At 67.8% G+C, this 13,590-nt stretch carries 13 protein-coding genes; 4 read left to right on the top strand and 9 right to left on the bottom strand.

The features are described 5' to 3' along the window. Positions 1-55 precede the first annotated feature (55 nt). A complete protein-coding gene (locus C454_RS19080) occupies positions 56-706 on the top strand; it encodes a helix-turn-helix domain-containing protein (protein WP_004978217.1) in 651 nt (216 codons plus the stop codon). Positions 707-713: 7 nt separating this feature from the next. On the opposite strand, the gene C454_RS19075 is transcribed toward C454_RS19080, so the two are convergent. Further along, a complete protein-coding gene (locus C454_RS19075) occupies positions 714-1,115 on the bottom strand; it encodes a VOC family protein (RefSeq protein ID WP_004978216.1) in 402 nt (133 codons plus the stop codon). A 370-nt stretch (positions 1,116-1,485) separates the two neighbouring features. On the opposite strand from C454_RS19075, the gene C454_RS19070 reads away from it, so the two are divergent. After that, positions 1,486-2,619 (top strand): MFS transporter, encoded by a 1,134-nt coding sequence (locus tag C454_RS19070; protein WP_004978214.1) that lies wholly within the window; start codon positions 1,486-1,488, stop codon positions 2,617-2,619. A 102-nt stretch (positions 2,620-2,721) separates the two neighbouring features. Here C454_RS19070 and C454_RS19065 read toward each other — a convergent pair whose 3' ends face one another. The 8 genes from C454_RS19065 to C454_RS19030 all read right to left on the bottom strand — a co-directional run bounded on the left by C454_RS19065 (position 2,722) and on the right by C454_RS19030 (position 10,397). After that, positions 2,722-3,252, bottom strand: a complete 531-nt coding sequence (locus C454_RS19065; RefSeq protein ID WP_004978212.1) for a 3-isopropylmalate dehydratase small subunit — start codon at positions 3,250-3,252, stop codon at positions 2,722-2,724. Continuing rightward, on the bottom strand, positions 3,249-4,562 hold the full coding sequence (locus C454_RS19060; RefSeq protein ID WP_004978211.1) for a 3-isopropylmalate dehydratase large subunit: 1,314 nt from the start codon (positions 4,560-4,562) through the stop codon (positions 3,249-3,251). Before C454_RS19060 ends, C454_RS19065 begins: the two co-directional genes overlap by 4 nt. 1 nt (position 4,563) lies before the next feature. Beyond that, complete coding sequence (locus tag C454_RS19055; protein ID WP_004978205.1) at positions 4,564-5,523, bottom strand: hydroxymethylglutaryl-CoA lyase; 960 nt, start codon at positions 5,521-5,523, stop codon at positions 4,564-4,566. Further along, on the bottom strand, positions 5,520-6,725 hold the full coding sequence (locus tag C454_RS19050) for a CaiB/BaiF CoA transferase family protein (RefSeq protein WP_004978204.1): 1,206 nt from the start codon (positions 6,723-6,725) through the stop codon (positions 5,520-5,522). Before C454_RS19050 ends, C454_RS19055 begins: the two co-directional genes overlap by 4 nt. A 173-nt stretch (positions 6,726-6,898) precedes the next feature. After that, the gene (locus C454_RS19045; protein ID WP_004978199.1) at positions 6,899-8,299 is read right to left on the bottom strand and encodes a dihydroorotase; all 1,401 of its coding nucleotides are present in this window, start codon (positions 8,297-8,299) and stop codon (positions 6,899-6,901) included. Then, positions 8,296-8,955, bottom strand: a complete 660-nt coding sequence (locus C454_RS19040; RefSeq protein ID WP_004978197.1) for an isochorismatase family protein — start codon at positions 8,953-8,955, stop codon at positions 8,296-8,298. Before C454_RS19040 ends, C454_RS19045 begins: the two co-directional genes overlap by 4 nt. Positions 8,956-9,021: 66 nt before the next feature. Beyond that, a complete protein-coding gene (locus tag C454_RS19035) occupies positions 9,022-9,999 on the bottom strand; it encodes an LLM class flavin-dependent oxidoreductase (RefSeq protein ID WP_004978194.1) in 978 nt (325 codons plus the stop codon). After that, positions 9,996-10,397, bottom strand: a complete 402-nt coding sequence (locus C454_RS19030; RefSeq protein WP_004978192.1) for a nuclear transport factor 2 family protein — start codon at positions 10,395-10,397, stop codon at positions 9,996-9,998. Before C454_RS19030 ends, C454_RS19035 begins: the two co-directional genes overlap by 4 nt. A gap of 250 nt (positions 10,398-10,647) precedes the next feature. On the opposite strand from C454_RS19030, the gene C454_RS19025 reads away from it, so the two are divergent. Continuing rightward, on the top strand, positions 10,648-12,081 hold the full coding sequence (locus C454_RS19025; protein WP_004978189.1) for an FAD-dependent oxidoreductase: 1,434 nt from the start codon (positions 10,648-10,650) through the stop codon (positions 12,079-12,081). Positions 12,082-12,201: 120 nt separating this feature from the next. Beyond that, positions 12,202-13,524 carry an ABC transporter substrate-binding protein gene (locus tag C454_RS19020; protein WP_049905301.1) on the top strand — a complete coding sequence of 441 codons (1,323 nt, stop codon included), beginning with the start codon at positions 12,202-12,204 and terminating at the stop codon, positions 13,522-13,524. The last annotated feature ends 66 nt before the right edge of the window (positions 13,525-13,590 follow it).

Here is a 13,590-nt window from a genome sequence, read left to right as displayed (position 1 = left end):
TCCCCCACCATGCGGTGCATGGTTTATATATTCACGCCGAGAGTACGGTCCGCGTATGTACGAGGCGAGCCTCCGAATCAGGGACGACAGCGCCTACGCGGCGGCGACGGCGGGCAACGCCGCGAGCGTCGAACTGTGGTGCAACGAGCACTGCGACATGCTCCACGTGAGCGGCGGGGTCGGAAGCGACGTGCTCGACCGCGTCGACGACACCGTCGGCGTGGCGGCGTCGGTCGAGCGCGGCGACGAACTCGTCGTCGTCACCGCCGACTGCCTCCGGGACCACGAGATAGACCACATCGAGGGCTACGTTCGGAAACACGGGCTACTGCTCGTCCCGCCGCTTCGATACCGCGACGGCGCGAAGGTCTGTCGCCTGCTCGCCGTCTCGGCCGACGACCTGACGGCGTGCTTCCGCGACCTCGTGGACAGCGGCTTCGACGTGAGCGTCGAGTCCAAGCGCGCGGTGTCGTTCGCCAGCGGGAGCGGCCCGCTTTTGGCACCCGCCGACGCGATGCCCGCGCTCACCGGCCGCCAGCGCGAGGCGTTGCGACTGGCCCACGCCGGCGGCTACTACGACCTCCCGCGCGGCATCGAGACTGCGACCATCGCCGACGAGATGGGCGTCTCGCGGCGCACCGCCGAGGAGCACCTGCGCCGGGCGGAGCGGAAAGTGATGGACTCGGTCGCGCAGTACGTGCTGTAGAGTCGGCTCAGTCGTCGTCGGGCGCGGCTTTCAGTTCCAGCGTGTAGCCGAACGGGTCGGTGACGTACACCGCGGGCGCGACGCCCGTCGCCCCGAGAGGTTCGAGTTGGCGGTCGATTTCGACGCCCGCGGCGTCGAGGTGGCCGCGGAGTTCGTCGATGTCGTGGGCGAACTCGATGGCGACGTGGTCGAAGGCGGTCTCCGTCGGCGGTTCGAAGTTCTCGGCCGGTCGGAGGTGGATGACGCTCGCTGGGGTGAGTCGCACGGAGAAGAAGGGTTTTTCGCCCGACTCGTACAGGTCGCGGTTCTCGATTTCGAAGCCGAGCGCGTCGCGGTAGAACTCGACCGCGGCGTCGAGGCCGTCGGCGGGGATGCGGAGATTCACGTGGTCGATTGCCGTCGCGTCCATGCCCGGACCGTCGCGGCCGCGGGTGGTAAAAATTTGTGCGGCGGCCATCGGGGACGGGGGGCGCTGAACCGGATAGAGATAAACTCAGTAGAGTTTAAAACTGTGCAATTTCTAAAAATTGTAGAATTTGTAAAAATTGTGTCGTTCTAGGAACGAACATAGTGCTTCTACTTTCGGTGTATCTCCTTTAGACTAATCAATATAAACTTATATTTGTTTACTAGTCGCTCAGCGTCACGGGGAACCGCGCCGCCGACAAGCGGAACCGGCGTTCCGCAATCGTAACCCATTGGTAGCAGGTCGGTGTACGGAGGGTGTGAACCAACAGCCGACATCCGACGAGCGCTTGCTTGCGGGCTACCCGGGTCGGATGTTAGTCACCGTGTCGCTGGCGTGGGCGGTCCTCCAGACGGGTCGGTTTCTGTTGTCGCCGCTGCTGCCGACTATCATCGAGGAGCTACAGATAACGGAGGCGACCGCCGGCATCGCGCTGGCGCTGTTTCAGGGCGTCTACGCCATCACCCAGTATCCCGGCGGCGAGTACTCGGACCGCTGGACCCGGACGACGCTCATCGTCCCCGGACTCGGCATCCTCGTCCTCGGGTTCGCCACGTTCGGCCTCGCGGGCGGTCTCGCGGGCTTCGTCGCCGCCGCGGTCGTCACGGGACTCGGGAAGGGGCTGTTCGCCATCCCCTCGCGGGCGCTCCTGTCGGACCTGTTCGTCGAACGCCGCGGCCGGGCGCTCGGTCTCTACGCCGCCGGGACCGACCTCGGCGGCCTCGTCTCGTCGGGGCTCGCCATCCTCGCGCTGACCTACGCCACGTGGCGGACGCCGTTCCTCCCGGTCGCCGTCGCCCTCGCAGGGCTCACCCTCCTCTACGCGCTCTGGTCCAGAGACGGGTACGCCGTGGGGTCGCCCGAACTCCACGTCTCGGGCACGCTCCGACGCCTCTTCGCCAGCGCGGAACAGCGCCGGACGCTCCTCGCGTTCGGGCTGTTTTACTTCATGGTCGGCGGCTTCATCAACTTCTTTCCGACCTACCTCATCGAGGCGAAAGGCTTCGACCAGCAGTTGGCGAGCGCGACGTTCGCCATCGTCTTCGCCGTCGGCATCACCATCAAACCCGTCGCCGGCGGCCTGAGCGACCGGTTCCGCCGCGAGTCAATCGCCGTCGTCGGGATGCTCGTCGCCGCGGGGGCGCTCGCCGTCCTCTCGGCCGTGGAGGCGCGCCCGCTCATCTACGTCTCCGTCGTCGCGCTCGCGGCCGGCTACAAGACGGAGTTCCCCCTCGCGGACGCCATCATCATGGACAACGCGCCCGACGCCGACCGCGGGGCCGACCTCGGGGCCGCGCGGGCGCTGTTCCTCGGCGCGAACGCGAGTGGACCGGCCTACGTCGGCATCGTCGCTACCTACGCGAGCTACGTCGCCGCGTTCGCGGGGCTCGCGGTCTGTCTCGTCGTCGCCGCCGGCCTCCTCTACTGGGACGCGCGGAAGCGGTGAAACGCAGAAAGCGATAACCGCATCGGAGCGGCGTTCGCGGGTGCCTCTGTTCGGTCGGCGGACGGTGCGGCGGCGGCGGTGTGACGTGAGCCGAGTGCCCGCTCAGCCGTCGAGTTTCGCCTTCGTGTAGGCTTTCAGCCCTCCCTGTTCGACGAGCGACTGGAGGAACTCGGGGAGCGCCTCCGCCTCGTACGTTTCGTCTCGCGTGTGGTTCGTCACGACGCCCGCGTCGAGGTCGACGTGAATCTCGTCGCCGTCCTCGATGGCGTCCGCGCCGGGGCAGATGAGCACCGGCAGGCCGAGGTTGATGGCGTTGCGGAAGAAGATGCGCGCGAACGACTGCGCGACGACCGCCGAGACGCCCGCGCCGACGAGCGACAGCGGCGAGTGCTCCCGCGACGACCCGCTGCCGAAGTTCTCGCCGGCGACGACGAAGTCACCGGGTTCGACCGACTCGGAGAACTCGGGTCTGAGGTCCTCGAAGGCGTGGGTGGCGAGTTCGTCGGGGTCCGACGAGACGATGAAGCGCGACGGGGTTATCTGGTCGGTGTCGATGTTGTCGCCGAAGACCCACGCGCGACCGGGTTCAGCGGGGTCCGGGCGGCCGCCGTCGCCGGCGAACGCGTCCGTCATGGCAGCACCTCCGCGAACACCGTGTCGTCGTAGCGTTTCGTCTCGACCTCGCGGGGGTCCGTGATTTCGCCGTACAGCGCGCTCGCGCCGACGGTCGCCGGACTCGACAGGTAGACCGACGACTCCATCGACCCCTCGCGGCCGGGGAAGTTCCGGTTCGCGGTGGCGAGACAGACGTCGCCGTCACCGAGGACGCCCTGGTGGTAGCCCGCACAGGGGCCGCACCCGGCGCTCTGGATGACTGCGCCGGCGTCGGTGAGCGTCTGGAAGACGCCCGTCCCGAGCATGTGCTGGTAGACTGACTTCGAGGCGGGGACGACGACCATCCGGACGTTCGGGGCGATGGTCTCGCCCGCGAGGATGTCCGCGACGATTTTGATGTCCTCGTACCGGCCGTTCGTGCAGGTGCCGACGAACAGCTGGTCGACCTCGGTACCCGCGACCTCGGTCACGTCGACCGCGTTCTCGGGGTTCGACGGCTTCGAGACCTGCGGGGCGAGGGCGGCCGCGTCGTAGCTGTGGACCGCCTCGTAGTCGGCGTCGTCGTCGGAGACGAACGCGTCGGCGAGGTCGACTTCGTTGCCGGTCTGGCGTTCGAGGTACGACTCGGCCCGCTCGTCGGGCGCGACGAGGCCCGTCTTGCCGCCCATCTCGATTGCCATGTTCGACAGGACGAGGCGCTCGTGAATCGGGAGCGACTCGATGGTGCTCCCGGCGTACTCGGCGGCCATGTAGGTACAGCCGTCGAAGCCCACGTCGCCGATGAAACGCAGGATGAGGTCCTTCGCGTAGACGCCGTCCTGGAGGTCGCCGTCGACCTCGAAGCGCAGCGTCTTCGGGACGCGGAACCAGAGTTCGCCCGTCGCGAGCGCGGTCCCGAGGTCGGTCGAGCCGACGCCGGTCCCGAACGCGCCGATGCCGCCGTAGGTCGTCGAGTGGGAGTCCGCGCCGATGACGAGGTCACCGGGACCGACGAAGCCCTCCTCGACGAGGACGGCGTGGCAGATGCCGTCGCCCACGTCGAACTGGTGCGCGCCGTGTTTCGCCGCGAACTCGCGGACCGCGTTGTGGTTGTTCGCGGCCTGCACCCCGTCCGCGGGGGCGTGGTGGTCGATGGTGAAGACGGTCCGGTCGGGCGCGAACAGCTCGCCGTCGTCGCCCGTCACCTCGTCGAACGTCCGGAACGCGAGCGGCCCGGTGATGTCGTGGGCCATCGCCACGTCCACGTCGGCTTCGACGTAGTCGCCGGCGCGGGCGTCGGTGCCGGACTTCGCCGAGAGCAGTTTCTCCGCGAGGGTCTTGCCGGACATCTCAGTCCACCTCCTGGTCGGCCGCGACGGTGTCGAGGACGCCCTCGACCGTGCCGCCGGCGAGGACGTGACTCGTCAGACCGAGGCCCAGTCGGTCGGACACGTCGTGGGCGGCCGCCTCGATGCGGCCGAAGTCGACGCCGTGGCCGACGCCCATTCGTTCGAGCATCTGGACGAGGTCCTCGGTCGGCGTGTTGCCGACGCCGGACATGTCGCCGGGGAGGACGACGCCGCCGCCGAGGCCGCAGACCGAGGCGTCGAAGCGGTCGACGCCGACGGCCATCGCGGCCAGCGTGTTGGCGAGGCTCATCCCGTTCGTGTCGTGGAGGTGCAGGCCCATGTCGAGGCCGGGGTGCGCATCGAACGCGGCGGTGAAGCGCTCCGTGATCTCGACCGGGTTGGCGAGGCCCATCGTCGTCGCCAGCGTCACCTCGTCGACGCCGGAGTCGACGACGCTGTCGACGACCGCGAGCGTCTCCGCCGGGTCGATTGCGCCCTCGTAGGGGCAATAAAAGCTCGTCCCCATCCCGGCTTCGACCTCGATGCCGTGGTCGTGGGCGAGGTCGACGATGTCGTCCATCTCCGCGAGCACCTCCTCGCGGGTACGGTTCTGGTTTTTCCTCGTGTAGGTCTCGCTCACCGTGACGAGCGCGTTCACCTTGTCCACCTCGGCCTCGACGGCGCGCTCCATGCCCCGGAGGTTGGGGACGAGCGCCCGGTAGGTCACGCCGTCGCGGCGGGTAATTCTCTTGGCCACCTCGTCGGCGTCCCGCAGAGTCGGGACGGCCTTCGGGTGGGTGAACGACGAAATCTCGATTTCGTCCACGCCCGTCTCCGAGAGGGCGTCGATTATCTCGACTTTCTCGTCGGTCGGGACGAACTCGTCGAGGCGCTGGAACCCGTCGCGGGGCAGCATCTCGACGACGTGGACGCGCTCGGGAAGCGAGTCGAGGAGGCTCATATCACGTCCTCCGCTTCGAGGTCCGAAAGCACCGACTCGTCGTAGCCGAGTCGGTCGCGGTAGACCGCGTCGTTGTGTTCGCCGAGCGACGGGCCGAGGTGGTCGACCCGCCCCGGCGTCTCCGAGAACTTCGGGAAGGCGTTCTGCACGACCGCCTCGCCGAGGTCCGGGTCGTCGACCGTCAGGAACGCCTCGCGCGCCGCGTAGTGCTCGTCGTTGAGAATGTCCTCGACGTTGTACACCGGCGCGAGCGTCGCGTCGGCCTCCTCGAACGCCGCGAGCACCTCCTCGCGGCTGTGGTCGTCCATCCAGCCTTGGATGATGGCGTCGAGTTCGTCGACGTGTTCCAGTCGGTCCTCGTTGGTCTCGAACCGCGGGTCGTCCTTCAGGTCGGGCCGGTCGATGGCGTCGAAGGTCCGTTCCGCGAGCGGTTGCGCGCTCGCGGAGATGGCGACCCAGCGGTCGTCGCCCGTCCGGTAGACGTTCCGCGGGGCCGACGAGGTCGAGCGGTTGCCCGACCGCGATTCGATTTCGCCGAGTTGGTCGTAGCGGAGCGGTTGCGGGCCGAGCAGGCCGAAGATGGGTTCGATGAGGCTCGTGTCGATGTACTGGCCGCCGCCGCCGTGGACGTCGCGGTGGTAGAGCGCGAACATCACCGCGAACGTCGAAAACAGCGCCGCGATGTTGTCGGCGAGACCGGTCGGCGGGAGCAGCGGGGGCGAGTCGGGGAAGCCGTTGAGGTAGGCGAAGCCGGACATGGCCTCCGCGAGCGTCCCGAAGCCGGGGCGCTCGGAATACGGGCCGGTCTGGCCGAAGCCGGACATCCGGAGCATCACGAGGTCGTCGTTGACATCTGAGAGTCGCTCCCAGCCGACGCCCCAGCGTTCGAGCGTGCCGGGTCGGAAGTTCTCGATGAGGAGGTCGGCCTCGCTCACGAGGTCCTCGAACACCGCCGCGCCCTCCTCGGTGGAGATGTTCAGGGTGATAGACTGCTTGTTCCGCGAGAGGTACTTGTGCCAGAGGCCGACGCCGTCTTTCTGTGGACCGAACCGGCGGATGTGGTCGCCGAACGCCGGGTGTTCGATTTTGATGACCGTCGCCCCGAAGTCGGCCATGAAGCGGCCGACGGTCGGGCCGGATATCATCGACCCGGCTTCGAGGACGACGAGGCCGTCGAGTGGTCCGTTCGTGTCGTTCGTCATGTCGTGTGTGTCTTCTCGTTCTGTGTCGCGTGTGGTGGTCGTCAGGTGGTGCGTGTGCGTGTCCGCGCGCCCGGTCGTCTGTGCGGCGGGTCGGGCCGCGCCCCCGGGCTCCCGCGTGGCCGGTCAGTCAGCGTCGTCGACTCCCTTTTCGGTCGCCGCGGCGGGTGGCCGGTTCACACCGGTCGGTCGATGTGCGTACCGTGGCCCTTCGTGCCGACAATCTCACCGTCGTCGTAGGCGAGTTCGCCCTTCACGACGGTCTGGGTCGGCCAGCCGGTGACGTCTCGACCCTCGTAGGGGGAGTAGCCGCTGACGCTGTGTAACAGTTCCGGCGTGACCGTCTTCGTCTCGTCGAGGTCGACGACGGCGAGGTCGGCGTCGCTGCCGACTCTGACCGTCCCCTTCTTGGGGTAGAGATTGAACGCCTTCGCCGCGTTGGTGCTCGTCACCTCGACGGCGCGTTCGAGCGAGATGCGGCCCTCGTTGACGCCCTCCGAGAGGATGAGGGGGAGCATCACCGGCGTCGAGGGGAAGCCGAGCAGGCTGTCGCGGATGCCCTCACCGAACTTGTTCTCCGCGAGGTTGGCGCAGTGGTCGGTCCCGATAGTGGAGATAGTGCCGTCGGCGAGGCGCTCCCAGAGCGTCTCTTGGTCGGCTTTCGACCGAACCGGCGGGTTGACTTTCATGCGCTCGTCGCACTCCTCGGTGGTGAGCGCGAGGTAGTGGATACACGTCTCGCCCCACGCCCGGTAGCCCGCGTCGTGGAGCGCGGCGAGTTCGTCGGCGGTGCCCCCGGCGGAGATGTGGACCGCGTAGAAGCGGTCGTCGTAGCCGTGGACCTTGGCGAGCGCCGCGCCTGCGACCATGCTCTGGGTCTCGGCGTAGCCGGGGAACTCCTCGACCATCACCTCGTAGCCCTCGTCGGCGTCGGCGTCGGTGTCGTCGGACTCGGAGGTGACGTAGACGTTGCCGCCGGCGAGCGCGTTCGTGATTTCGACGTTTTCGGAGTGGTAGCCGAGCGTCGTCGGCACGTCCTGTTCGGCGAGTTTCCGGACGAACGCGTCGCCGAAGTCGTCGTGCATGTCGCAGTCGACGCCGAACTTCTCGCGGGCGGCGTCCTTGTAGTTCATGTACCACTTGAACGTCGTGATGCCGAACTCCTCGATGATGGTCGGAATCTCCTCGATATGCTCCATCGAGAGCAGGCCGAGCGAGAAGAAGTAATCGTGGTAGTAGTTCGGCTCCGCCTCGTCGAAGTAGCCCGGCATGATGTCCTCGTAGGCCCCGGCCCGGCGGAAGTAGTTCCCGATGGTGGTCACGCCGCCGACGAGGTCGGACTTGGACTCGGACTCGGCGTCCGCCTCCAGCCCGCGGTAGATGCCGTGGTGGGTGTGCGGGTCGATCGCGCCCGGGAGCACGTGCTTGCCCGTCGCGTCGATTTCCGTCTCGCCCGAGAGCGTGCCGGGCGCGGCGATGGCGGAGATGGTCTCGCCGTCGGCCGCGACGTCGGCCTCGAAGGTGCCGTGTTCGGGGGTGACGACGGTGCCGTTCGAGATGACGAGGTCGTGGGTCATAGCGTCTCGACCCACTCCTCGACCGCCTCGGTCTCGAGCACCTCGGCGTACTTCATCCACAGGTCGAGGAGGCCGATCTTGTGCGACGCCTCGATGCGGTCGAAGATGCACTCCTGCGGCAGGACGACGCTGAGGCCGTTCTGCTTGGCGTCGACCGCGGTGGCGCGGACGCACCCGCTCGTGGAGTTGCCGACGATGATGACCGAGTCGTGGCCGCCGCGGACGAGCCGCGAGAGCAGGTCGGTCCCGTAGAACGCCGACGCGTAGGACTTGTCGACGACGGCGTCGCCCTCCTCGGGCGCGACCGGGTCGACGATGTCGAGGTCGGGGTGGTCGGGGTCGTCGTAGCTCGACGGGACGACCCGGGTGTACGTCACCGGAAGCCCCTGTTCCCGCGCGAAATCGAGGAACGGGTCGATGTGCTCGATGGCGTCCCACGCGATGTCGCCCATCGCGGTGCGATACTCCTCGATAGCGTCGAGGATGGGGACGTTCTCGCCGACGATGAGCCGCTGCATGTCGATGACGAGAACCATCGGGTTCTCGCCCATGCCGCGGGACTCCCACGACGAGGCGCCCTCCTTGTCGTAACCAGCCTTCGTGATGACCTGTTTATCCTGTTCAGATAGCAGGTCCTCCCAGATACGGTCTGTCATGACTCGCTTCGCCTGAGATGCGGTGGCATCCAGCATAAAAGTACGGCACGGTTCGCCGGGGTCATGTTACGGGGCGAACACCTCCAGCGTCCGCGCCACCCACTCGCGGTCGACGCCGGCGGGCGCGCGGACGACCGGGAGGTCGACGCCCATCTCGCGGAGTTCGGCGAGTCGCCCCCGCACGTCGTCGGGCGTGCCGACGAGCGCCACGAGGTCGAGGAAGTCGGCCGAGAGTTCGCGCGCCCCCGCCTCGGTCGTCGGCGCGGCGCGGACCGCCTCGACCTCGTCGCCGAAGCCGGCCTGCTCGGCCGCGCGGTCGTAGTAGCCCGGCACGTCCCGCAGGTAGTACGCGACGTGTTCGGCCGCCGCCCGGCGCGCCTCGTCGGGGTCGTCGTGGACGGCCGTGAGGACGTACATCGCCACGTCCACGTCGCTCCGGTCGCGGCCGGTTCGGGCGGCCCCGGTGTCGAGCCACTCCAGCGCCTCCTCGAACTGCGGGCGGGGGTAGAGGTTCGGGAGCCAGCCGTCGGCGACCTGCCCGGTGAGTCGGACGTTCGCCGGCCCGAGCGCGCCGTTATAGATTGGTATCTCTTCCCGGACGGGTTCGAAGGCGTCCCAGAAACTCGTGCGCTCGGGCGAGAAGAACTCCCCGTCGAAGGAGTCGGCGTCGCCGCGGAGGTAGCGCCGCACGAGTTCGACGTACTCGTGGAGGCGCGACAGCGGGCGGTCGAAGGGGACGCCGTGGAACGTCTCGACGACGCCGGGGTGGGCGACGCCGAGGCCGAGAATCGCGCGGCCGTCCGAGTGGTCGTCGAGGGTCGCCGCGGCCGCCGCGAGCGCCGCCGGCGTCCGCGAGAACACGTTGACGATGCCCGTCGCGAGGCCGATTTCGTCGGTGTGGACGGCCCAGCGTTCGAGCTTTCCGAAGGCGGTCTTTCCCTGCCCCTCGGCGGCCCACGCCGACTCGTAGCCGAGTTCCTCGGCGCGGACGACGAGCGAGGGGTCGTCGCGGAGCGCGAACAGAACCGCGGTTCGGTCGCTCATTCCTCCGCCGGGACTGCGGCCGCGTCCTCGACCGGGACGACGCCGTCGACGGCGAGGTCGTTCCAGATGTCGAGGCGCTCGATGAGGCCCCGGCGGACGACGTAGATATCGACGTAGCGAACGTCCGAGAACTCCGCGCCGTCGTTGTCGACGCCGTAGAGCGACCCCGTGCTCACGACGGTGTCGCCCGCCGCTATCCAGCGGTCGAACTCCTTGGCCGCCCACTCGTACCGCGGTTCGAGGTGCGCGAGGAAGTCGTAGGCCGCGGTCGGTCCCTCGAAGGTCGCACCCGGCAGGGAGATGACGGCGTCCTCGGCGAACAGGTCTCCGACGGTGTCCCTGCGGTCGTCTTCCATCCGGTCGAAGAACTCCTCGACGATGTCTCGTGGCGAGTCCATGCGCTATGCGTGTTCTCAACCCACATAATTTTTCACTCCGGTATTCCTGACTATCTATTATTCCTGAACGTCCAAGACGGAGCGACAGCGGACGACGCAACGGCGAACGATGATGCAACAGCGAACTGATGCAACAGCGAACGAGTCTACTCACGCACGCACCGCCGAGCCCGGCGGAATCGGGAGGTTCGTGGGGAACCGTCACCGCCGGAGGCGGTAGTTTTACGATAGAGTCTACCTAGCAGAGTGCATGGACGAACTAGCCCGGCGGACGCCGAGCGACGGCGTCGCCGAAGTCGTCTCGGTCGACGACATCGAGTGGGACATCGACACGGACGTGCTCGTCGCGGGCGGCGGGGGGACCGGCCTCGTCGCCGCGCTCGCGGCCAGCGAGAACCCCGACGTTCGCGTGACGGTGCTGGAGAAAGCGCCCGAATGCGGCGGGAACACCTCGCTTTCGACGGGGATGATTCCCGCGGCGGGGACGCGACTCCAGCGCGAGGCCGGCATCGAGGAGACGCCCGCCGACATGGCCCGCGACATCTTGGAGAAAAACGACTACGAGGCCGACGAGGAGCGCGTGCGGTACCTCTGCGAGGAGAGCACGAACCTCATCCACTGGCTCGTCGACGACTGGGACGTCACGCTCCACATCGTGGACGACTTCAAGTATCCCAAGCACTCCGAGTACCGGATGCACGCGCCGGAGGGTCGAAACGGCGAGAACCTCGTCGCCGAACTGGTCGAGCGCGTCGAGTCGACGCCGAACATCGAACTCCTGACGAACGCGCCCGTGAAGCAACTCGTCGCCGACGACGGCGCGGTCCGGGGCGTCGTCGCCGGCCTCGGCCACGACGAGGCCATCGAGGCCGAGAAGGTCATCCTCGCCACCGACGGCTTCGCCGGCAACCGCGAGATGGTCACCGACTACTGCGAGGAGGACATCGAACGGGCGCTGTACTTCGGCGCTGACGGCAACACCGGCGACGGCGTCCGCTTCGGCGCGGAACTCGGCGGCGAACTCGCCTGCATGGACGCCTATCAGGGCCACGCGACGGTGGCGAGCCAGACGGGCATGCTCTCGACCTACGCGGTCACGATGAACGGGGGCATCCTCGTGAATCAGGACGGCGAGCGGTTCGGCGACGAGTCCGCGGGGTACAGCGAGTTCGCCATCTCGGTGCTCAAACAGCCCGGCGGGCAGGCGATTCAACTGTTCGACGAGCGCATCTTCGAACGACTCCGCGGGCAGTTCGAGGACTTCGACGAGGCCATCGAGCAGGGAACCTACCACAGCGACGACTCGGTCGCCGACCTCGCCGAGCGACTCGGTGCCGACGGCGAGCGCGCCGCGGAGACGGTCGCCGACTACAACGAGGCCGCCGCGGCGGGCGAACCGGACGAGGTGGGCCGCGTCGACGGCGCGAACCCGCTGGAAGCGCCCTTCTACGGGACCAAAGTCACCGGCGCGCTCTTCCACACGCAGGGTGGCCTCGTCGTCGACGGAGACGGGCGCGTCCTCCGGACCGACGGGAGCATCGTCGAGAATCTCTACGCCGGCGGCGGCACGGCCTGCGGTATCAGCGGCCACGGCGCGGGCGGCTACCTCTCCGGTAACGGGCTGACGACCGCGCTCGGCTACGGCCGCCTCGCCGGCATCCACGCACGCGAGTCGCTCGACTGACGCGCGGACTCGGCCGACTCGACCGGCTCAACCGACTCGACGCGGGAATATCTTCGGAACGTGACAACACGAGTACGATAGCATTTATTACAATTGGCACCAACCTCGTGATTGATTGCCATGGGTAAGACTCTCAAGTCTTCGACGAGCAACAGGCGGCGCTTCCTCAAAGCAACGGGCGCGAGCGTCGCGGCATTGACATTAGCCGGCTGTGCGAGCGACGACGCCGGAAACGGCGGCGGCGATTCGGGCGGCGACTCCGGCGGTGACTCGGGCGGGTCCGGCGGCGACACGGGCACCACGACGGGGACGCCCGAGCAGTCCGTCGACGAGGTCATCATCGGCTCGAACCACCCGCTTTCGGGCAGTCTCGCCGCGACGGGCGTCGGGATGAGCAACGCCATCAAACTCGCCGCGATGCGGAAAAACGAGGAGGGCGGCATCGAGTCGCTCGACGGCGCGGAAGTGACCGTCATCGAGGGCGACAACCAGGGCGCACAGGAACTCGGCGGACAGGTCAGCGAGGAACTGCTCAGCGAGGGCGCGCACGTCCTCACCGGCTGTTACTCCTCGCCGGTGACGACGGCGGCGACGCAGGTCGCAGAACGGCAGGGCGTCCCGTTCGTCATCTCCATCGCGGCGGCGGACAACATCCTGCAGGGCCGCGACTTCAACTACGTCTACCGGCCCCAGCCCCCGGCGCGCCGGCTGGCGAGCGACTACGCGGACCTCGTGCCGTCGGTCATCCGCGACGGCGGCGGCACCATCGACACGGCGGGGCTGTTCTACATCAACAACAGCTACGGACAGGCGATTCGCGACAGCCTCCGCGAGTTCCTCCCCGAGCAGAACGTCGAAATCGTCGAGGAGACCGCCATCGAGTTCGGCGCGTCGAACGCCAACACGCAGGTGTCACGGCTCCGGAGCGCCGACCCCGACACCATCATCGCAACGACCTACGTCGCCGGCGGCGTCCTGCTCGCGCAGGCGCTGCAGGACCAGGACTACCGGCCGCCGTACCTGACCGCGTCCGCGTCCGCGACGTTCACCGACGACGACGCCGTCAGCGACATCGGCGAGTTCGCAAACGGCGTGCTGGACAACAACTACGCGCTGAACCCGACGGTCGACAAGACCGCCGAGGTCCGCTCGCAGTTCCTCGACAACTACGACCAGGAGTTCTCGGCGTCGGTCGGGATGGCCTACACCGCGGCCGAGGTCATCATCCAGGCGGTCGAGGAGGCCGGCAGCGTCGAACCCGACGACATCAACGAGGCGCTCAAGGGCCTCAGCTACGAGGACCACATCTCCGCGATGGGCGCTATCGAGTTCGACGACCAGGGCGAGAACGTCAACGCGCTCGGCCCGGTGAACCAGGTTCAGGACCTCTCGGTCAAGGTCGTCTACCCCGAGGAGTACGCGGAGGCCGACCCGCAGGTCTGACCGCGACCCTCGCGCCCGTCACGTCAACGAACCGTCTCGAAAGATAGCCACCTTTTATGGGGGTTG

Source organism: Haloferax gibbonsii ATCC 33959, assembly GCF_000336775.1.
Lineage (GTDB): Archaea > Halobacteriota > Halobacteria > Halobacteriales > Haloferacaceae > Haloferax > Haloferax gibbonsii.
This window is presented reverse-complemented; position numbering and strand designations above follow the sequence as displayed.

Bases quoted from the DNA above. Each gene is read 5' to 3' on its own strand.
- C454_RS19080 (WP_004978217.1), top strand. From the start codon at position 56: ATGTACGAGGCGAGCCTCCGAATCAGGGACGACAGCGCCTACGCGGCG.
- C454_RS19075 (WP_004978216.1), bottom strand. From the start codon at position 1,115: ATGGACGCGACGGCAATCGACCACGTGAATCTCCGCATCCCCGCCGAC.
- C454_RS19070 (WP_004978214.1), top strand. From the start codon at position 1,486: ATGTTAGTCACCGTGTCGCTGGCGTGGGCGGTCCTCCAGACGGGTCGG.
- C454_RS19065 (WP_004978212.1), bottom strand. From the start codon at position 3,252: ATGACGGACGCGTTCGCCGGCGACGGCGGCCGCCCGGACCCCGCTGAA.
- C454_RS19060 (WP_004978211.1), bottom strand. From the start codon at position 4,562: ATGTCCGGCAAGACCCTCGCGGAGAAACTGCTCTCGGCGAAGTCCGGC.
- C454_RS19055 (WP_004978205.1), bottom strand. From the start codon at position 5,523: ATGAGCCTCCTCGACTCGCTTCCCGAGCGCGTCCACGTCGTCGAGATG.
- C454_RS19050 (WP_004978204.1), bottom strand. From the start codon at position 6,725: ATGACGAACGACACGAACGGACCACTCGACGGCCTCGTCGTCCTCGAA.
- C454_RS19045 (WP_004978199.1), bottom strand. From the start codon at position 8,299: ATGACCCACGACCTCGTCATCTCGAACGGCACCGTCGTCACCCCCGAA.
- C454_RS19040 (WP_004978197.1), bottom strand. From the start codon at position 8,955: ATGACAGACCGTATCTGGGAGGACCTGCTATCTGAACAGGATAAACAG.
- C454_RS19035 (WP_004978194.1), bottom strand. From the start codon at position 9,999: ATGAGCGACCGAACCGCGGTTCTGTTCGCGCTCCGCGACGACCCCTCG.
- C454_RS19030 (WP_004978192.1), bottom strand. From the start codon at position 10,397: ATGGACTCGCCACGAGACATCGTCGAGGAGTTCTTCGACCGGATGGAA.
- C454_RS19025 (WP_004978189.1), top strand. From the start codon at position 10,648: ATGGACGAACTAGCCCGGCGGACGCCGAGCGACGGCGTCGCCGAAGTC.
- C454_RS19020 (WP_049905301.1), top strand. From the start codon at position 12,202: ATGGGTAAGACTCTCAAGTCTTCGACGAGCAACAGGCGGCGCTTCCTC.